This window comes from Chryseobacterium populi, assembly GCF_000282115.1.
Lineage (GTDB): Bacteria > Bacteroidota > Bacteroidia > Flavobacteriales > Weeksellaceae > Chryseobacterium > Chryseobacterium populi.
Genome location: NZ_AKJY01000009.1, coordinates 25,631 through 45,357, shown reverse-complemented (window position 1 = coordinate 45,357; position 19,727 = coordinate 25,631). Strand labels below are relative to the sequence as shown.

The following is a 19,727-nucleotide window of genomic DNA, read 5'->3' as shown; positions in this document are numbered from 1 at the left end:
TTTAGTCCGTCTTTTAATTGATAGATATTTCATTGGCTTTGGCCGAAACCTAATTGAATAGTTACATTGCTCCATTGTTGTAAAAAGAGTATATGATATTTTTATTGCTGATAATCAATTATTTAAATATTTTAGTGTAAAATAAACGCAAATAAATTTGGCTGATTGGTTTATATTCTTTTAAATTTGTGTAAAAATAACGCAATAATAGAATAGCTGATTTTGAAAAAATAGATTTACATCTACGGATATTCTTAATTCATGAATTTTTTATTCCAGGCAGAATATGAAGAATATATTGAATAAAACTATGTAATTTCTAATTAGCGTAAATATAACACAAATAATAATTTTAAAACTTAAAGCTATGTTTGGTTTCAGACACATCAAATTTGATTCAATGACTTACGTTCTTCATTTTAAAAATGGAAATATTGTAAGAGAAGGAAGAGGTTTATCATTCTTTTATTTTGCTCCGAACAGCTCCATTGCTGCTATCCCAATGGGAAGTAACGACCTGCCGTTTATTTTCAATGAAAACACTTTTGATTATCAGACCGTAAAAATCCAGGGACAGATAAGCTATAAAATTACTGATCCGAAAGCGCTTTCAAATACATTGGATTTCACAGTGAATGAAAGTGGGGTTTATAAAAAAAATGATATTGAAAAACTGAACCAGAGAATTATCAATCTCGCGCAGACTTCCACATCCTCTTTTATTCATGAGTTGAATCTTAAAGAAGCCATCCGTTCTGCAAAAAATATTGAAGAAAACATTCTTAAGGGATTAATGGCTTCAGAAGCAATTCAAACCATGGGAATTGAAATTTTGGGAGCCAATATTCTGGCTGTTCAGACAACTCCGGAAATGGCAAGAGCATTAGAAACCGAAACTCGTGAAAAACTGCAGCAACAAGCTGATGAAGCGATTTATGAAAGAAGAAATTTTGCTGTGGAGCAGGAAAGAAAAATCAAGGAATCTGAACTGAATACGGAAATTGCTGTTGAAGAAAAGCAAAAGCAGATCGAAGAAAAAAGAATGGAAACTGAAGTTCAGCAGGAAGAAAACAACAGAATTTTGAGAGAAATGAAAATTGCTGCAGATATTTCTGTTGAAAACCAGAGAAAGCAACTGATTGGGCAGAAAACGGAAAATGACAGGAAAGAAGCAGAGACACAGGGGTATGTGCTGGAAGTTTCCTTAAAACCTTACAAAGAAATGGATTGGAAAGTATTAAGTGCCCTAAGCGGAAACCAGGATGCCAGATCAAATATTGCCCTTGCTTTCCGGGAACTGGCCGAAAATGCAGGTAAAATCGGAAACCTGAATATCAGCCCGGATCTGCTGGAGAATCTTTTAAAACAAGAATAGAATGTAAAAATGAAATATTTAATTTCTTAAATCATTAATACTTTTTACATTGTACAAATTAAAAAAATGAAAACAGAATATGCCATCATCATCAAAAATAAAACAAGGCTTGAGTCTTTGATAGAGAGGTTCAATACCAAGGCTCAGGCCCGGTTTTATATTGAAAGTTCAGGAGGGAATTTTCAGGAATATGTGGCTGAGCACGACAAGTTTTATCATTCTTTTCTTGAAGTTCAGACAAAGCTTTCCAAAGTCATTAAAAACAAAGTAGTGGAAAGAGAATTTGTGCCGTCCTATATTTTCTCCGAAAAGAATCTGATTATCGTTATAGGGCAGGACGGATTGGTGGCGAATGTAGCCAAATATTCCAAAAATATCCCGATTATAGCCATAAATCCTGATGAAGAACGGTATGATGGAGTATTGCTTCCTTTCAATGTTAAAAATTTTCTGAACGGGGTGAATTCTGTAATCAACGAAAATTTTAGTTCAAAAAAGATGAGATTTGCAGAAGCAGTATTGAATGACGGGCAAAAACTACTGGCCGTAAATGATCTGTTTATCGGGATTTCTTCCCACAGCTCAGCAAGATATAAAATTATGCTGAATGGAAAAGAAGAAATGCATTCTTCAAGCGGAATTATTGTTTCCACAAAAACAGGGAGTACCGGCTGGCTGAGTTCAATTTTTAATATGGCTTACGGAATTTTAGGTTCCAAAAAGCTCAGATATCCGAAACTGAATGAAGATGATTTATATTTTGCGGTGAGAGAGCCTTTTAAAAGTATAAGAACCCAGACTGAAATCTGCGGCGGAATTATTAAAAGGGGAAATAAGCTCATGATAGAATCTCTAATGCCAAATAATGGTTTTATATTTAGTGATGGAATCGAGCAGGATTTTTTACAGTTCAACAGCGGATCCACGGTGGAAATCAGGCTTTCTGATGAAGAGGCGGTTTTGGTAATTGATTGAAAAAATGATTATGAAAACGAAAATATTATACAGACCGGTAGGAGAAAAGGAAATGATTTTAATAATTGAAAATAATTATAAAAAATTTCCGCCAAGATTAGAATGGCAACCGATTTTTTATCCGGTTTTAGATGAAAATTATGCTTCAGAAATTGCTGGAAAATGGAATACCAGAGATGAAGCAGGAAATTATTTAGGTTTTGTAACCAGATTTGAAGTCCTGGAAGAAGTTGTAAACAAATATCCTTTACAGAATGTGGGAGCAGGAAATCATAATGAATTATGGGTTCCGTCAGGAGAATTAGAAATATTCAATCAGGCTATAGTTGGAAATATTGAAGTGATAAAAATTTTTATCGGGGATAATTTTAAAATATCTGGAAATACTGAAATAGAAAGCCTGATTTTTAAATTGAAACAATGAAACTTAAATTAAAAAAATATAAAGAACAATTACAGGACTGGCCTCAAAGAGGGCAGCATATTATGGCACAATATGATGACGAAAAAATCATTATCAGTCTTACCGAAAAGAAATAGGAGAATTTGCCATGGAAAATCAATATTTTGGTGGGGCTTTCAGCTTAGAAAGAATGATGTGGATAAAGCCCAATTTTCTTTGGATGATGTACAGAAATGGTTGGGGAGAAAAAGAAGGACAAGAATTTGTTTTAGCAATTCATTTGAAAATGAGTGCTTTTAGGCAATATTTAGAAAATGCGGTATATTCTTCTTATGATAAAAACTTAGAGGTATCAAGAGACGAATGGAAGAGGCAGGTAAAGGAATCTTCAGTAAGATTGCAATGGGATCGGATCATGATCCTTTTGGGAAAAAATTAGAAAGAAGAGCAATACAGATTGGACTGAGAAATAATTTTATTCAATCTTTTGCCAAAGAAGATATTATTCTTATTGAAGATATTTCGGATTTTGTAAGAGAACAACATTATTTAGTATTAAAAGATGATCTTGAAAGCCTTATGATTCCTTATGAGAAACCTTTGACCTTCAAAGATCAAGAATTGAATAGAAAATTAAAACTGAATGAAACTGGATATTGAATTAATAAAAGCAGACATTACCAAAATAAAAGCAGATGCAATCGTTAATGCTGCCAATCCTTCTTTATTAGGTGGGGGTGGGGTAGATGGAGCAATTCATCGCGCAGGGGGAAAACAAATTCTTGAAGAATGTATTGAGATCAGAAACAGACAAGGGAAATGTAAAACAGGGGAAGCAGTTATAACTTCAGCCGGAAATCTACCTGCAAAATATGTTATTCATACAGTTGGTCCTGTTTGGAATGGTGACGAAAAAAAAGGATCGGAACTTTTGGCTAATTGTTATAAAAACTCTTTAAAACTGGCGGAAAGTATGAATGTTAAAATAATAGCCATTCCAAATATCAGTACAGGAATTTACAGATTTCCTAAAGAACTGGCTGCTGAAATAGCAGTTCGGGAAGTTGGAAATTTTCAATCAAAAATCGTAGAGAAAGTTATTTTTGTCTGCTTTGATGAAGAAAATGAAGAGATTTACAAAAGACGATTAAAAGAAAGACAATGAAAAAACTAACCATATTAAGCGGTGCCGGAATCAGTGCCGAAAGCGGAATAAAAACCTTCAGGGACGGAGATGGGCTCTGGGAAAATCATAATGTAACCGATGTGGCAAGTCCGGAAGGTTGGCGAAAAGACAGGGCTTTGGTTTTGGAATTTTATAACCAGAGACGACGCCAGCTTCATGAAGTTCAGCCCAATGATGCTCATCAGTTAATTGCAGATCTGGAAAAATATTTTGATGTTCAGATTATTACACAGAATATAGATGATCTGCATGAGAGAGCCGGTTCTAACAACATTCTTCACATCCATGGAGAATTGTTCAAGTCATGCTCCTGCAGCAATAAAAACCTGGTTTACGAACAGAGAGAAGATATAGCTATTGGAGACAGGGCGGAAGACGGAGCACAGTTAAGACCTTTTATTGTTTGGTTCGGGGAAGATGTTCCTTTGTACCAGACGGCGAGAGAAAAAGTAAAAGAAGCGGATATCCTGATCGTTATCGGAACTTCCCTGCAGGTATATCCGGCAGCAGGATTGATTCATGAGATAAAAGATGATTGCTTATTGATCGTGATCAATCCTAATGAAACAGAATTCGGTTACGGAAAAAGAGCAGTAGTCATGAAAGAAACAGCGACCAAAGGAATGAAGCTGTTGTTTGATAAGCTTGTTAATTTAGCATAATGGAAAATAGTATTCAGGCAGGAATTTTCGGGCTTTGCATTGGTGATGCCCTGGGAGTTCCCGTGGAGTTTAGAAGTAGAGAACAATTGAAACGTTCGCCTGTGACTAAAATGAGATCTCTGGGAACTCATCATCAGCCTGCCGGAACCTGGAGTGATGACAGCTCTTTAGCTTTATGTCTTGCAGATAGCCTTTGCAAAGGATATGATTTAGAAGATATTGCTTTGAAATTTTTGCAATGGTACAATGCTGAAATTTGGACTCCTCACGGAAGAGTTTTTGATATCGGAATTGCTACGAGGCAGGCAATTTATAAAATAAGTAAAGGATATACACCACAGTTATGTGGTGGAAAGAGTGAATTTGATAATGGAAATGGATCTTTAATGAGAATTTTACCCTTATTGTTCTATATCAGGGATTTTCCAATTGAACAACGCTTTGATAAAATTAAAGAAGTTTCTTCTATTACCCATGCTCATATTCGTTCTGTAATTTCTTGTTTTATCTATTTGGAATTTTTACTGGAAATTTTGGATGGAAAAGAGAAGGTTGAAGCCTACCATAGAATGCAGCTAACAGTAAAATATTTTTTAAATCATAATCCAATTTGTTCACAAAATGAAATGGACAAGTTTGAGAGGATTTTAAATAAAAACATTTTTGAATTTCAGGAAGATACAATCGGTTCTAGCGGCTATGTTTTACATAGTTTAGAAGCTTCTCTATGGTGCTTCCTGAATGCAGAAAGTTACTCGGAAAGTGTCCTTAAAGCAGTTAATTTAGGAGAAGATACCGATACAACAGGAGCTATCACCGGTGGGATTGCGGGAATTTATTACGGTTTTGAAAATATTCCCGAAGAATGGATTTCAGAGCTTGTGAGAAAAGAAGACATTAAAAATTTATGTGATAAACTCGAGAAAAAATTAATGAAATAATATATAACCATGAATGAAGCAGAAATGGATAAGGGCGAAAAAGGAAGATTAGTTTATTTGCTTTTCAGTCCTTTCATCTTTTCACAAAAGATCAGTAATTTTAAGCTCTGAAATTTTACTTCAATGAAACTGAAATATCTGCTATTCTCACTGAGCTCATCTTTATTTTTTTGCCAAAATTCATTTCAGACCCCTTTTGAAAAGGGAAATGGTAACCAAACCGTTACTTATGATGAAATGAATACCTATTACCAGGATCTGGCAAAAAATTCCAACAGTATCCAATACTTTAAAAAAGGAGAAGATGACAACGGAAAACCCATTTATGTGGTTCTTTACAATCCGTTTCCTGAAAAGGACCTGGAAAAACTGAGAAAAGAGAAAGCCGTTCTTTTTGTGAATAACGGAATTCATCCCGGTGAGCCGGACGGAATTGATGCCACAATGATGCTGATGCGCGACCTGGTAATGCATAAAATTAAAACTCCGGAAAATTTTATTATTGCAGCCATTTCAGCTTACAATATCAGCGGAATGTTAAACAGAGGCTCTTATTCCAGAGCGAATCAGAATGGCCCGGAGCAGTATGGTTTCAGAGGGAATGCCCGGAATTATGACTTAAACAGGGATTTTATCAAAGCGGATTCTAAAAACGCCAGAAGCTTCCAGGAAATTTACCAGTGGCTGAAACCTGATGTATTTATTGACAATCATGTGAGCAACGGAGCAGATTATCAGTATACATTTACTTATATTTCCACTTTTAAAGAACGCCTCGGAAATGTGCTCGGAAATTATTTTTATAATGATTACCAGGCTAAAAACCTTGATGATCTGAAAAAACAGGGCTACGAAAGTTCCCCTTACGTTAATATTCACGGGGACGTTCCGGAAATAGGTTTTGCTGCATTTGAAGACTCCCCGAGATATTCCACAGGATATACATCTTTATTTAATTCTTTGGGTACCGTTCCTGAAACGCATATGCTGAAACCCTATGATAAAAGAGTGGATGCAACCTATAAATATATGTTGGCTAATCTTCAGAACTTAGATAAAGAATATAAAAAGATCAAAGAGCTCCGTCTCGAAAATTTAAAACAATACCAGACCGGAAAGCAATACGGGATCCGCTGGAAAATAGACTCTACCAAATTTTCTACCATGGATTTCAAAGGCTATGAAGGAAAATATAAGCCCAGTGATATCTCGGGAAAATCAAGACTGTATTATGACAGGAGCAAACCTTTCACAAAGAAAATAAAACTGTTTACGACAGCAGAGCCGACAGGCTATATCATTATACCTGAATATTATGTCATTCCTCAGTCCCAATACCGGATTATTGAAGAGTTTAAAAGAAACAAAATTCAGATGAACCCTATCCCGCAGGATAGTACAATTGCCGTGGAATCCTATAAAATCAATGATTTCAAAACAGTTAAAAACCCTTATGAGGGACATTATCTGCATTATGAGACCACAGTAGATAAATCCAATAAAAAAATAACCTTCCTGGCTGGAGATTATTTAGTCCCTACTCAGCAATCAGGTATAAAATATATTATTGAAACTCTGGAACCAGAAGCATTGGATTCATTCTTTAACTGGAATTTTTTTGACGGAATTTTAACCCGGAAAGAATATTATTCAGCCTATATTTTTGAAGATACCGCTGCAGAATTGTTGAAAAAAGATAAAAAGCTAAAAGATAAATTTGAGTCAAAAAAAGCTACTGATAAACAATTTGCTGAAGACGGAAATGCCCAGTTAGATTGGGTGTATAAAAATTCTCCCTATTTTGAGGAAAAGACATTCAGGCAGTATCCTGTTTACAGAATATTATAACTAAAGGGATCGTATTTACCGGCGATTTGTAAAAAATGAAAAACCGTTTCAATGGAAACGGTTTTTCATTTATTTTGGCAACCCTTTTTTAAGGGCGATTTCGGCTCTTTGAATCGCTTTTTTCTCCTTCCAGTCCATATACCTCTTCTTGAAATTGGATTTCATGATATCATCAAACTTACGCTGTACGGTAAGATTCCATAAAGAATTGGCTTTTACGGCCCATGACTTATCCCATGCTCTTAAGGAAATAGAGAAACTTCCATCCAGGTATTTCATCCAGTGCCACCATCCGGTTGGCATAAATAAGGTGTCCCCGTGCTCAAGGAAGCATTCAATGCCTTCTACACCATCTAAAGCCGGGAATTTTGTGAAATCAGGATTTTCAATGTCATAATCTTCCAGAGCATAAGTAGCATATGGTAGTTTATACAATCTTTCTTTCCATTTATATTCAAAAAGCAATACATGCTTCCTCCCGTTAAAATGAGTATGGAAAATATGGGCTAAATCGATATCATAATGTAGAAAAGTAACAGAGCTCTTTCCTCCGAAAAACATTGATGGGTATTTGTCTAAAAAGCCTCCCATAAGTTCTTTTGGAGAAATATAATCATTTAATAATTTGTTGGCATGTTTAATGGGGTCAAAAAAGAAAATCCTTAAATCTGTAGGCTCCCTTTGGATTAAATCAATGTAATCTGCAAATTTCATTTCCGTTGTCGGAGTATTTATCGGAGCGGCGGGATCAGCTTTTTTACTGTCATATAAAGGAACAACAACATCTCCCACAACCTCCTTCACATATTCCATTGTCCATTTTTGGTAAGCAGGCCAGTTTTTTGCCATGTTTTTAATGACAACGGGCCTTCTGGGCTTTAGATACTTTTCATAGAATTCCTCTTTAGTAATATCATCTACAATATCTATAGGCTTTAAATTAATTCCCATTCTGTTAAAATTTTAATGTTACAAAATTATTAAATAAATGCTTATAAAGCAGAGTTTAATTTTTTTTTAATCTATGACGTTAATCAATTTTTTATATCCATTCTAAATAAGGGAATCAGATGTTTCTCTGTTTAATGGATAAAAAACAAAAATTTTCAAAGATTATTTTTTGAAAAATAACAGGAAGATCAGCATAATTAGCAACAAACTAAAAAGAAAAAGAATAATTATTAAAAAACGCATCACTATATTTATAGTGATTCATAGGGTTTTAACTTTTTCTTATAAAACTGATCTTTATAAATGTGTAACAAAAAACCAGGGATACTAACTAATTACTCAAATAATAAACTATGAAAAAGAATATTTCTTTATTTCTGATGATTTTTTTCTCTGTACTTACCTTCGCACAGAAGTCGGTTACAGGAAAAATTACAGATGAAGATGGAGTCCCGATTCCGAGCGCAAGTGTAACGGTTGAAGAGCCGGGAAAAGACGCGATTCTTGCCTATGGGATTACCAATTCAAAAGGGGAATATAAAGTGAGCTTTACTTCTGCAGAACCGAATGTAGACCTGAAAGTAAAAGCATTCAATCAAAAACCATTAACAAAGCAAATCAGCAACAGCGATCAGAACCTGAATTTTAAAATGGATTCTGAAGCGACAGAAATAAAGGAAGTTCAGCTGAAAACCAAAATGATTACAGCAAGAGGCGATACCATTGCCTACGATCTTAAAGCCTTCGATAGTAAAAGCGACAGGACATTAGCTGATGTAATGAAAAAAATTCCCGGAATTGAAGTCAATACAGACGGAACTATTCTTTATCAGGGAAATGCCATTAATAAATTTTATGTAAACGGAAAAGACCTGATGGAAGGAGGTTACGGAACCATCAATAACTCTCTTCCCAAAGATGCGGTACAAAAAGTTGAGGTTCTTGAAAACCACCAGCCGGTAAAAATTCTGCAGGATAAAGTGCCGTCAGATCAGGCTGCCATTAATATCAAGCTTAAAAACTCCGTAACGATGACAGGGAGAGGGGAAGTGGGAACAGGTTTTGGAGATCCATGGCTTTGGAATGTAAAATTAACACCCATGTTTTTCGGTCAGAAAAGCCAATGGGTCGTAAATTATAAAACCAATAATATGGGAGAGCAAGTAGAAAATGAAGGAAATATTCTGGCTTTTGGAAACAGGTTTGAAGGGAGAAGAATAAATGCATCCCAAAATGACTGGCTGAATGTTGAAAATGCCAATACTCCCAATCTTCCTGTTAAAAGATATTTAATGAATAATGTTCATTTCTTATCAGCAAACTATCTGACAAATATGGATAAGAAAAAAGAATGGGAGCTAAAAGCCAATGCAAGTTATACAAACAATGCAGTAGAAAGAGAATCTTACAGTCAGACAGACTATTTTGCAACAACCGATGAAGCAGCTTCTACGGTTACTCAAAATATTTTAAATAATTTTTATACTGATAAGGCAAAGGGAGAGCTGATCTTTACTAAAAATGCTAAAAAAGGATTTTTTAAAAATACTACGAGTTTTTCTCAATTCTGGAATGCAGACAGAGCTGTTGCAGACAGAACGAATTCTTTAACAAACTCGAACAGACATGGAGAAGAGGCATTAGGATCCCCAACGTCATCTTTCCAAAACTCTTTGAGTACAATAATTCCCTGGAAAGAAAAAATGGTAAACGTTTTATCTTTTATTAATTATCAAACGGATAGACAAACATTAGAGGTTTCCCCGGCATCATATTTGCAGGTTCCGGGATTCTCTACTCCATCAGGGACGGATCTTGTGAGACAGAATTTAAGGTTGAAAACTTTTGAAGCGAATCATTCTGCAAATATTGGCTTTTCTGCAAAAGGATGGACATTCACTCCGGAAGTCGGATTTAATTTTAAAACGACGGATCTGGTTTCAGATTTGTCAAATATGATCACAATTCCTTCTACTAATCCTAATGATCCTGTAACACCAATTTCAGCATACAGTAATGATTTGAAATATACAACCGCAACACCCTACGGAAGCCTGGGAGTAAATTATAAGAATGATGCATGGATGCTATATGCAAACTTCCCTGTGAATTCCAATAATATTAAAGCGGAAGATCCATTAAGAAACGTTGCGAAAGATGTAAATAAAGTAACTTTTGAACCAAGTATTTTTGCACAGTACACTTTTGCTTCTTTCTGGAAAGCTTCGGTAAATGCCAATGTTAATAACAATTTTGGTGAAGTGAATACAGCATATTCAGGATTTTTAATGACTTCTCCTAATGGAGTTAACGCAATGGACGCAAAAAATCCGATTCCTCAAAACAATACCAAATCTGCAGGAACCAGATTAGAATATAGAAACCCTTTGAATAATTTATTTTTTAATGTTAATTACAGATATTCGGATGCAAAAAGAAATCTAATTTCATCACCGATAAGAAATAATTCTGGTTACACTATTATGAAATATCTGGAACAGGAAAATCATGTTTTGAATAATGGTTATTCTGCTGAAGTAGGTAAATATTTTCCTAAGTTTAAAACAAATGCTTCTGTAAGCTATAGCAATAATACTTCAAAATCAGATGCATATCAGAATGATTTTGCTTATACAAGTAAAAACAACTCCCAGTCTTACGGATTTAAATTCAACAACACTTATTTCAGTTGGATGAGCATTGATTACAATTTCAATATTTCAAGGACAAAACAAATAAGTAAAAGTGTTACTCCACAGTTGAACAATGAAAACTCAAGAAGTGGATTTACTCATAATTTAGGAGTTTTCTTTTATCCAATAGAAAATCATACCGTTGGTTTCAATTGGGATCAGGTAAATACAAGTGCGGCTGATCAAAAATACAATAATGGGTTCTATGATTTGTCATATCAATTTACCTGGTCTAAAAAGAAGATCGATTTTGAATTGAAATGGATGAATATAGCCAATAAAAAAGTGTTTGAAACATATGATATTAATCCGCAGAGTATCTCTTACACAAGAATCCAGCTTCGGCCAAGCCAGGTAATGTTTACCGTAAAATTCAATTTTAAATAAAAAATAAAAACCAATCTCACTGAGGTTGGTTTTTATTTACAATACTTTTATTTTAAAAATTGTGATCATCTGCAGATGGGCCATAGCTTCCCGGCAGGGGAATATCATTTAACCGGTAATAGACACCAAGCTGAGCTCTGTGATGCGTAATCTGATTTAAGCTATGCCTGATTGAACCATATTTTGACCATTTTGCCAACTCCTGACCATTGTTCTTCAGCGCCCATGTTTGATTCAGCTCGTCTTCTTTTGCATTTTCCAGTGCGTTGATCCCCGATTGGTAATTTTCATCAAGAGCATTTAAAAGGTCATTTTTCGTTGATAGCTGTTTGGGTTTATAATCATTGTTGGCAAAATCAAGGTCTGATGTTTTCAGCATCGTGTTGGGCCATTCAAAAACTTCTGCAATGTGAGTAGCCAGATGCATCATTTTCATACTTTTTTCATGAGGAGCAAAATCATTTTTGTTGTCAGGATAAACTTCAAAAAATTTTCTGGTGGTCTGATACTCTTCCTGAAGCTCGTTTTTTAATTGAGATAAAGTGTCCATAATATTTTGTTTTTAAGCGGTTTAAAGTTAAAAATTTTAATAATGAAAATGTTTTAACAGAATCATAAATTTTAAAATGACCTTTTTTACCAGATCGAATCTGTAATTAAAAATATCAGGCTAAAAATAAAAATCAAAAAAAGATGTAACATATTTTACCAGGTGATAACTAATTAATAAACGTTTCACAATGAAAAAACTATTTTCAATATTTCTTATCACTCTTTTTGCTTTTGCCAACGCACAGGAATCTAAAGAAACTGCAAACCGGTTCTTTTATGAGCTTACCTATAAGCCTAAAAAAGATTCTGCAAAAATGGAGAAGGTGATTACAATTCTGGATATTACTGATAAAAGCAGATCTATTTATCAGGATTATACCATCATTGCCCAGGATTCCATCATGAAAGTGGAAATAGAAGCCATGCAGAAAGCAGGAATCATGAAAGATTTGTCAAAATCACTGAAGTCTCCGAAAATTTCTGCGAGAATATATAAATCTTATCCAAGCATGAAGGTGCAATACGTAGAAAAAATTGCCAGCGGATTTACACCAAGTAATATAGGATACAGTGAAGAGCCTAAATTTAACTGGGATATCTCGAATGAAAAACAAAAAATAGGAGCGTACAACACGCAGAAAGCAACGACCGAGTTTGGAGGGAAAAAATGGACTGCATGGTTCAGTACTGATCTTCCGTTTCAGGATGGGCCTTACAAATTTTCGGGGCTTCCGGGGCTGATTGTAAAAATAGAAGATGAAGGTAAAAATTACTCATGGGTCCTTCAGGGAAATAAAAAAGTGAAAGATTATACTGAGTTTTCATATATCGAAAATCTGATGCAGGCAAAAGGCGGAAAAATAAACGAATTGCCGAGAGAGAAATTTGAGAAAACATTCAATGATTTCAAGAAAGACCCTTTTGCAACAGTAAGACCGATGATGACACAGGAAATGATGTCAAAAACAATTCCGGGAATGGATGGGACAATTGGAGATATGATGAAAAAGCAGGAAAAGCAATACAAAGATTTTTTCAATTCAAACGACAATCCTATCGAACCTCCTTATGAAAAATTAAAAGTTGGGAAAGTGGAAAAAGTTGGAAAAGAAAAGGATTAAAAATTACATTCATTCAACTAAATTATATTGATCAGATAAACCCAAATGTATCATGCATTTGGGTTTATTGTTTCAAAAAAAGGTTATTTAGATTAAATTTAAATAGCGTATATTTGCATGGACAAAAAAGCAGGCTTTGGAAGAGAATGAATTACATAAATTAAGCAGCTTTCCCAAAAACAAAATGGGAAAGATATTGGGTTATGATAATGATCATCTTAAAATGCCCAACAAAATCATAGAAATGGGACTTCTGCCGGAGACTGTTTTCAGGATTTTGTACCAGGCCCCGTTTAGTGGTCCTATGTATGTGGAGTTTGGAGATGAAAAAAGCCGGATTGCTCTTCGTGAGGAAGAAGGAAATTATATCATTGTTGAAGAATTGAATTAATGCAGGATACTCAAAAAAAACAAGTGCTTTTAGTAGGAAACCCGAATGTAGGAAAGTCAACGGTTTTCAATACACTTTGTAATAAAAAACAGAAAACCGGAAACTATGCAGGGGTTACCGTAGCAAGCCATTCAGGAAACTATACCTATAAAAACGAAGATGTTGAGGTTATAGATTTGCCGGGCTCATACAGCATTTATCCAAGTTCCGAGGATGAAGCTATTTTTTCCAAATTTCTTATTGATGAGCAGAAAAATTATGCAGGAGTTATCTATATTCTTGAAGCATTAAGCTTAAAAAGAGGGCTTCTGTTGTTTCAGCAGATTCAGGACCTGGGGATTCCCATGATCCTGGTGGTCAACCAGATTGATCAGGCTGAAAGAAGAGGAATTATTATTGATATCCAAAAATTTTCCGAAGCACTGAATATTAAAATTATTCAGACGAATGCTAAAGAACAGATCGGAATAAACGAAATAAAAGAAGCCGTTTTAAACAACGAATTTGTAAAAACTGATAAAGTTTCTTTTGAGACACCAACCGAACACAAAGATTTCCTTCACAAATTCGCTTCCCATAAAGGAATAAAAAATGAATACAAAGCCTGGATGAGTCTGTCCTTAGGCTCAGATCTGGGTAGGATTGAATCCATCGTTGAGCAGATGAACGAGCCGGATTCTAAAAGTTTGGTTCCTAAAAGATTACAGGTTCAGGAAACAGTAAGGAGATATCAGAATGTTGATAAGATCTTAGCTGATGTTATTTCTAAAAAGCCTCAGTTCAAAGAATTACTGACCGAAAAACTGGATAAAGTTCTGGTTCATAAATTCTGGGGTTACGTAGTCTTTATGTTTATTTTATTAATCATTTTCCAGAGTGTTTTCTTCCTGGCGGAATATCCGATGAACTGGATCGATGATTTTTTTGCATGGCTGTCGGCTTTTACAACAGAGCACCTTCCGGAAGGTCCTGTAAATTCTTTGATTTCAAACGGAATTATTCCCGGCTTAGGCGGGATCATCGTTTTTGCACCACAAATCGGGATTCTATTATATTTTCTGTACCTGTTGGAAGATTCAGGATATATGGCGAGGGTTATTTTCCTTATGGACAGGTTCTTACGCCCGTTCGGATTAAACGGAAAAAGTATTGTCCCTTTGGTTTCAGGAACAGCCTGTGCCATTCCTGCTGTCATTTCTACAAGAAATATTGAGAATGTAAAAGAAAGGTTGCTGACAATCTTAGTTACCCCTTTCATGACCTGCTCGGCAAGACTGCCGGTATACAGTATCATTATCGGGCTGATCATTTCAGACGGAACTTTCCTTGGGATCAAATATAAGGCTCTGGTTCTGATGGGAATGTATCTTCTGGGATTTTTAGTTGCTTTATTTTCAGCGTCGATTCTTAAAAGATTTATAAAAAGTAAAGGTAAAACCTATCTTGTAATGGATTTGCCCACCTATAAAAAGCCGCTTTTCGGATACGATTTTAAAATGGTTTTGGGAAAAGTCTGGGATTTCATTACCGGAGCAGGGAAAATAATTTTCATTGTAAGTATCATTATCTGGTTCCTGAGCTATTTCGGGCCGAAACAAAAACCGAATGAAGTAGTAGCAACCAATGTTGAGCTTGACCACTCTTATCTGGCAAAAATGGGGAAAGCAATTGAACCCGTTATCGAACCTCTCGGGTACGACTGGAAAATGGGAGTGGGGATCATTACCAGCTTTGTGGCAAGAGAAGTTTTTGTAGGGACAATGTCTACTTTATACAGCCTGGATGATGATGCCCCCGAAATGAAGGTTATTGATAAAATGAGACATGATGTAAAACCGAATGGCGAAAAAGTATTTAACTTTGCTACCGGTATTTCAGTGCTTTTATTTTATGCATTTGCAATGCAGTGTGTTTCCACACTTGCAGTAGTTTACAGAGAAACCAAAAGCTGGAAATGGACAGGTTTTCAGGTGGTGATGATGACAGGTTTGGCATATTTTGTGTCCATGTTAGTTTATCAAATCTTAAAATAATAATGAACTCATCATTAATTTTCCAGTACATATTAGTTCTGCTTATCGTAGCATTCGCTTGTTATTCCTTATTTAAGGTAATCAGAAAGAATTTTGCCCCTAAAAAATTTGATTCCAAAAGAACAAACTGCGATAAGGATTGCGGCTGTTCATAAAAAAATAATGTTCTGGCAGAAGCTAAAAGGTTTCAGAAATCAATTTTTACTTATTTTTGTTTATCCAAAACACAAATCATATGAAAAAAGAATTGATAGAAGAGCTCTTTCTAAAGTTTGAAAACGCCCGCCATTTTGTTGATAATATTGAATGCTGGAGTGCCAGGAATTTGCAGGAAATTTTAGGCTACTCCAAATGGGATAATTTCTTAAAAGTTATTGCCAAAGCAAAAATATCTTGCGAAAATGCGGGTGGAAACGTTTTGGATCATTTTGCCGATATCGGGAAAATGATCGATTTAGCAAAAGGAGCTCAAAGAGAAATCCAGGATATTGCGTTGACCCGGTATGCCTGCTATTTAATTGCACAAAACGGAGATACAGCCAAAAACGAAGTTGCATTTGCTCAAACCTATTTTGCTGTTCAGACGAGAAAGCAGGAGATTATTGAGAAAAGACTGTCAGATGTAGCAAGAGTAGCCGCGAGAGAAAAACTATCAAAATCTGAAAAAATTCTTTCTGGCATAATTTATGAAAGAGGAGTTGACGAGAAAAGCTTTTCAGTAATCCGTTCAAAAGGAGATCAGGCATTGTTTGGTGGATTTTCTACGAATGATATGAAAAAGAAAATGGGTATTCCGTCAGGCAGGCCATTAGCTGATTTTCTTCCCACACTGACAATCAAAGCGAAGGACTTTGCAACGGAACTTACAAGTCATAATGTGGTTGAAAAAGATTTAAACGGGGATGATCAAATAACAAATGAACACATTGAAAATAATTTGGCTGTAAGAAAAATGTTGGGAGAAAGAGGGGTAAAGCCGGAAAATCTGCCGTCACTTGAAGATGTGAAAAAAGTACAAAGAAAGCTGGAGAGTGACGAAAAGAAAATATTAAAAGAAACAAAGAAAAAGTAAAAATAGGAATGTCATTAATAAAAAGTATCTCAGGGATCCGGGGAACGATCGGAGGAAAAGTAAACGATAACTTAACGCCGCTTGACGTGGTAAAATTTGCTTCCGCATTCGGAACCTGGCTTCAGAATAATAAGAATAAAAAAAATTTAACCCTTGTCATAGGAAGAGACGCCAGAATCTCCGGAGGAATGGTTTCTTCATTGGTTGCTGCTACCTTACAGGGTTTAGGAATCGATATTGTTGATTTGGGACTTTCTACAACGCCTACCGTTGAGATCATGGTTCCTGAGCTGAATGCAGACGGAGGAATTATCCTTACTGCATCTCATAATCCAAAACAATGGAATGCTCTTAAATTATTGAATGATAAAGGAGAATTCATCAGTGGTGAAAACGGGGCAGATGTACTTGCTCTGGCAGAAAGTGAAGATTTCAACTATGCTGAGGTAGATGATCTGGGACAATATACAATAAGGGATGATGCCTTTGATATTCATATTCAGCAGATCCTTGATTTGCCGATGGTAGATGCAGAAGCGATTAAAGCTAAAAAATTTAAAGTCGTTTTGGATGCGGTGAATTCAACAGGGGGAATTGCCATTCCAATGCTGTTGGATAAACTGGGCTGCGAAACTGTAAAATTATATTGTGAACCAAATGGACAGTTTCCACACAATCCAGAACCTTTGAAAGAACATCTGGGAGATATCTGCGAGCTGGTTAAAAAAGAAAACGCAGACTTCGGAGTGGTTGTTGATCCTGATGTTGACAGATTAGCATTAATAGATGAAAAGGGGGAAATGTTCGGCGAAGAGTACACTTTAGTTGCAGTTGCAGACTATCTATTGAAAAATAAAAACGGAGTGGCCGTTTCAAATCTTTCTTCAAGCCGTGCGTTAAGAGATGTTGCCCAATCGCACAACTCAGAATATTTTGCAAGTGCAGTAGGAGAAGTGAATGTGGTTACCTTAATGAAAGAGAAAAACGCAGTAATCGGAGGCGAAGGAAACGGCGGAATTATCTACCCGGATTTGCATTACGGAAGAGACTCTTTAGTGGGAATCGCTTTATTTTTGACTCATCTGGCTAAAGAAAATAAAACCGTTTCAGAATTAAGAGCAGGATATCCGGGCTACTTTATGGGGAAGAAGAAAATTGAACTGACTCCCGAAATCAATGTAGATGATATTTTATCCAAAATGGAAAAAGAATATCAGAATGAAGACGTTTCTACAGTAGATGGAGTGAAAATAGATTTTGAAAACAACTGGGTTCATCTTCGTAAGTCAAATACCGAACCGATCATCAGAATTTATACAGAGGCCAAATCTCAGGAAGAAGCCGATCAATTAGGAGATGATATCATTGCCAAGATCAAAAGCTTAATTTAGCGAATAAAATAAGAACGGACTTTTGGTTCCGTTCTTTTTGTTTTGAAAAGGTCTCGGAAAGTGAAATTCGGAACAGAAAGAGGATAGCAGTGTTAATTTTGTAATAACTCCTCTTTTTTTATCCACAATTCTTTTATTTGAATGTTCTTTTTACTATCTTTAGGATAGAAATTTACGAAAATATATGTCAAAAAAAATTCGCAACTTTGCATATATTTTGAATATTAAATTTCAGAAGTAATATTAATTTAAGAAGTTTGCCGAGGTCTGCAAGAAAATTCAGACATTGGGCTGACGAAGGTTACACGTATTGGAAGAGTATTTTGGAAATGAACTTGTAAAAAAGTTCGAAGAAATGATGGAAAATAATGATGAATTCTACTTTGATACAGAAGAATTGGAAGACATTATTGTTTATTATCTGGAGCTTGGCGACTTTAATTATGCTGATAATGCAGTGAATTACGGTCTGAAGCTTCATCCCAATTCCTTGGAGATCAAGATCAAAAAGCTTGAGGTACTCTTAGAATGGGAAGAATATAATGCTGCGAAAGAGCTTATCGATGAGCTTAAAGGTGCTTCTATGGAGAACACCGACTTTTTGGTTTGCTACGCGAAGTATTATTCGAATTTAGGGAATCCTAGAAAATCCATTGAAATTTGTAAAATTGCATTAGAGCTGAAAGAAGAAGAAAACTTCCTTCACAATTTTATTGCAGATGAATATGTAAATTTAGGAGATCCTTTTAACGCTCTTAAACATTACAGAAAAGCATTGAAAGAAGATCCCACGGATGAATATTCGCTGGAAAACTGTATGATCTGCTTCAGTGATTTGAATAAGAGTGAGGAGGCGATTGCCTTTCTTAATGAATATTTAGATGAATTTGCTTATTCGGAAACCGCCTGGTTTGAATATGGGCAGTTCTATTTTAACCGGAAGAATTATGAAGAAGCCATAAAAGGATACGACTACTTATTGGCAATTAATTCAAGTTCTGTAGGAGTGTATGCCAATAAGGCCGCCTGCTATGAGGCACTAGGGCAGTATAAAAAAGCGATCGAAGTGTATGAGGAAATGCTTGAGCTGGAATACACCAAAGCATTTACATTCTATAAAATCGGATTATGTTATAAAGCTTTAAAACAGCCGATTGTCGCTTTAAACTCATTTCAGAAATCCTTGAGAGAAGATCCTCAGTTTTATCTTGCCATGATGGAACAGTCTTACCTTTACGAAGAAATGGGTGGAATGACTGAAGCCCTGCACTTTGCAAAAGAGGCCACTCACCTGAATGAAAACAATCTTGATTATCAGAAAAGATTAGCGTTTTTATTCATCGATTCAGGGAAGTTTGAAGAAAGCCTTTCCTGTCTCAAAAAACTGGTTGATGCAGAACCTTCCAGATTCTACAACTGGTATGCATATTCGGAGGTACTGATGCTTTTGGGTGAATATGAAGAAGCGGTTATGATTTTAGACAAAGCTTTGAAATCACATCACAGAGCGGAATTGTATTATCAGCTGAGCAATTGCTATTTCAATCTGAGAAATCAGGAAAAAGGAATTGAATCGCTTCAGAATGCATTGGCTTTAGATCCTTCTCTTGTTCAGGATATGCAGAAAAAATATCCTTTCATCAAAGAAGAAGTGAAAAGAGCTAAGGCCAAAGTAAAGAAGAAGAATTAAGAACAGAAGACAGTGAATTTTATCTCCGTAACATTCAAAATAAAATAAATTCTGCC

16 protein-coding genes and 1 pseudogene are annotated in these 19,727 nt (G+C 35.4%); 15 read left to right on the top strand and 2 right to left on the bottom strand.

Translation table 11 applies throughout. The features are described 5' to 3' along the window. The first annotated feature begins 400 nt into the window (after nt 1–400). From PMI13_RS02910 to PMI13_RS02875, 8 genes and pseudogenes are all read left to right on the top strand, one after another. A complete protein-coding gene (locus PMI13_RS02910) occupies nt 401–1,375 on the top strand; it encodes an SPFH domain-containing protein (RefSeq protein WP_238536267.1) in 975 nt (324 codons plus the stop codon). A gap of 66 nt (nt 1,376–1,441) precedes the next feature. Next, on the top strand, nt 1,442–2,350 hold the full coding sequence (locus tag PMI13_RS02905) for an NAD(+)/NADH kinase (RefSeq protein WP_007840499.1): 909 nt from the start codon (nt 1,442–1,444) through the stop codon (nt 2,348–2,350). Nucleotides 2,351–2,360: 10 nt separating this feature from the next. Further along, nucleotides 2,361–2,774 carry a hypothetical protein gene (locus PMI13_RS02900; RefSeq protein WP_007840498.1) on the top strand — a complete coding sequence of 138 codons (414 nt, stop codon included), beginning with the start codon at nt 2,361–2,363 and terminating at the stop codon, nt 2,772–2,774. A gap of 127 nt (nt 2,775–2,901) precedes the next feature. Continuing rightward, nucleotides 2,902–3,413, top strand: a pseudogene (locus PMI13_RS21745) (DUF4291 family protein). After that, the gene (locus PMI13_RS02890) at nt 3,397–3,918 is read left to right on the top strand and encodes an O-acetyl-ADP-ribose deacetylase (RefSeq protein WP_007840494.1); all 522 of its coding nucleotides are present in this window, start codon (nt 3,397–3,399) and stop codon (nt 3,916–3,918) included. The pseudogene PMI13_RS21745 and the gene PMI13_RS02890 overlap by 17 nt, the downstream one beginning before the upstream one ends. Continuing rightward, the gene (locus tag PMI13_RS02885) at nt 3,915–4,601 is read left to right on the top strand and encodes an SIR2 family NAD-dependent protein deacylase (protein ID WP_007840492.1); all 687 of its coding nucleotides are present in this window, start codon (nt 3,915–3,917) and stop codon (nt 4,599–4,601) included. Before PMI13_RS02890 ends, PMI13_RS02885 begins: the two co-directional genes overlap by 4 nt. Then, nucleotides 4,601–5,542, top strand: coding sequence for an ADP-ribosylglycohydrolase family protein (locus PMI13_RS02880; protein WP_007840484.1), 942 nt, complete (start codon nt 4,601–4,603; stop codon nt 5,540–5,542). Before PMI13_RS02885 ends, PMI13_RS02880 begins: the two co-directional genes overlap by 1 nt. A gap of 123 nt (nt 5,543–5,665) precedes the next feature. Continuing rightward, nucleotides 5,666–7,390: a M14 family metallopeptidase gene (locus tag PMI13_RS02875; protein WP_007840479.1), complete on the top strand. Its 1,725-nt coding sequence runs from the start codon at nt 5,666–5,668 to the stop codon at nt 7,388–7,390. Between the two features lie 69 nt (nt 7,391–7,459). On the opposite strand, the gene PMI13_RS02870 is transcribed toward PMI13_RS02875, so the two are convergent. Further along, nucleotides 7,460–8,341 (bottom strand): cupin-like domain-containing protein, encoded by an 882-nt coding sequence (locus PMI13_RS02870; RefSeq protein WP_007840477.1) that lies wholly within the window; start codon nt 8,339–8,341, stop codon nt 7,460–7,462. A 353-nt stretch (nt 8,342–8,694) separates the two neighbouring features. Between PMI13_RS02870 and PMI13_RS02865 the strand changes: the two genes are divergently transcribed. Beyond that, entirely contained in the window at nt 8,695–11,421 is a 2,727-nt protein-coding gene (locus PMI13_RS02865) for a carboxypeptidase-like regulatory domain-containing protein (protein WP_007840476.1), read from the top strand. 52 nt (nt 11,422–11,473) lie between these two features. Here the strand turns inward: PMI13_RS02865 and PMI13_RS02860 are convergent, their stop codons facing one another. Then, complete coding sequence (locus tag PMI13_RS02860) at nt 11,474–11,971, bottom strand: DinB family protein (RefSeq protein ID WP_007840475.1); 498 nt, start codon at nt 11,969–11,971, stop codon at nt 11,474–11,476. Nucleotides 11,972–12,161: 190 nt separating this feature from the next. Between PMI13_RS02860 and PMI13_RS02855 the strand changes: the two genes are divergently transcribed. The 6 genes from PMI13_RS02855 (at nt 12,162) to PMI13_RS02830 (ending at nt 19,671) form a co-directional block, all read left to right on the top strand. Further along, complete coding sequence (locus PMI13_RS02855) at nt 12,162–13,094, top strand: GLPGLI family protein (RefSeq protein WP_007840474.1); 933 nt, start codon at nt 12,162–12,164, stop codon at nt 13,092–13,094. A gap of 136 nt (nt 13,095–13,230) precedes the next feature. Then, nucleotides 13,231–13,485 carry a FeoA family protein gene (locus PMI13_RS02850; protein WP_034669919.1) on the top strand — a complete coding sequence of 85 codons (255 nt, stop codon included), beginning with the start codon at nt 13,231–13,233 and terminating at the stop codon, nt 13,483–13,485. Continuing rightward, nucleotides 13,485–15,518, top strand: coding sequence for a ferrous iron transport protein B (feoB, locus tag PMI13_RS02845; protein ID WP_007840472.1), 2,034 nt, complete (start codon nt 13,485–13,487; stop codon nt 15,516–15,518). Before PMI13_RS02850 ends, feoB begins: the two co-directional genes overlap by 1 nt. A 235-nt stretch (nt 15,519–15,753) precedes the next feature. Next, nucleotides 15,754–16,590 (top strand): DNA damage-inducible protein D, encoded by an 837-nt coding sequence (gene dinD / locus PMI13_RS02840; RefSeq protein WP_007840471.1) that lies wholly within the window; start codon nt 15,754–15,756, stop codon nt 16,588–16,590. A gap of 8 nt (nt 16,591–16,598) precedes the next feature. Then, nucleotides 16,599–17,981 (top strand): phosphoglucosamine mutase, encoded by a 1,383-nt coding sequence (gene glmM / locus PMI13_RS02835; protein WP_007840464.1) that lies wholly within the window; start codon nt 16,599–16,601, stop codon nt 17,979–17,981. 310 nt (nt 17,982–18,291) lie between these two features. After that, nucleotides 18,292–19,671, top strand: a complete 1,380-nt coding sequence (locus PMI13_RS02830; protein ID WP_034669921.1) for a tetratricopeptide repeat protein — start codon at nt 18,292–18,294, stop codon at nt 19,669–19,671. The last annotated feature ends 56 nt before the right edge of the window (nt 19,672–19,727 follow it).

Coding starts and splice junctions, on each gene's coding strand:
- PMI13_RS02910 (WP_238536267.1), top strand. CDS start 401: ATGACTTACGTTCTTCATTTTAAAAATGGAAATATTGTAAGAGAAGGA.
- PMI13_RS02905 (WP_007840499.1), top strand. CDS start 1,442: ATGAAAACAGAATATGCCATCATCATCAAAAATAAAACAAGGCTTGAG.
- PMI13_RS02900 (WP_007840498.1), top strand. CDS start 2,361: ATGAAAACGAAAATATTATACAGACCGGTAGGAGAAAAGGAAATGATT.
- PMI13_RS02890 (WP_007840494.1), top strand. CDS start 3,397: ATGAAACTGGATATTGAATTAATAAAAGCAGACATTACCAAAATAAAA.
- PMI13_RS02885 (WP_007840492.1), top strand. CDS start 3,915: ATGAAAAAACTAACCATATTAAGCGGTGCCGGAATCAGTGCCGAAAGC.
- PMI13_RS02880 (WP_007840484.1), top strand. CDS start 4,601: ATGGAAAATAGTATTCAGGCAGGAATTTTCGGGCTTTGCATTGGTGAT.
- PMI13_RS02875 (WP_007840479.1), top strand. CDS start 5,666: ATGAAACTGAAATATCTGCTATTCTCACTGAGCTCATCTTTATTTTTT.
- PMI13_RS02870 (WP_007840477.1), bottom strand. CDS start 8,341: ATGGGAATTAATTTAAAGCCTATAGATATTGTAGATGATATTACTAAA.
- PMI13_RS02865 (WP_007840476.1), top strand. CDS start 8,695: ATGAAAAAGAATATTTCTTTATTTCTGATGATTTTTTTCTCTGTACTT.
- PMI13_RS02860 (WP_007840475.1), bottom strand. CDS start 11,971: ATGGACACTTTATCTCAATTAAAAAACGAGCTTCAGGAAGAGTATCAG.
- PMI13_RS02855 (WP_007840474.1), top strand. CDS start 12,162: ATGAAAAAACTATTTTCAATATTTCTTATCACTCTTTTTGCTTTTGCC.
- feoB (WP_007840472.1), top strand. CDS start 13,485: ATGCAGGATACTCAAAAAAAACAAGTGCTTTTAGTAGGAAACCCGAAT.
- dinD (WP_007840471.1), top strand. CDS start 15,754: ATGAAAAAAGAATTGATAGAAGAGCTCTTTCTAAAGTTTGAAAACGCC.
- glmM (WP_007840464.1), top strand. CDS start 16,599: ATGTCATTAATAAAAAGTATCTCAGGGATCCGGGGAACGATCGGAGGA.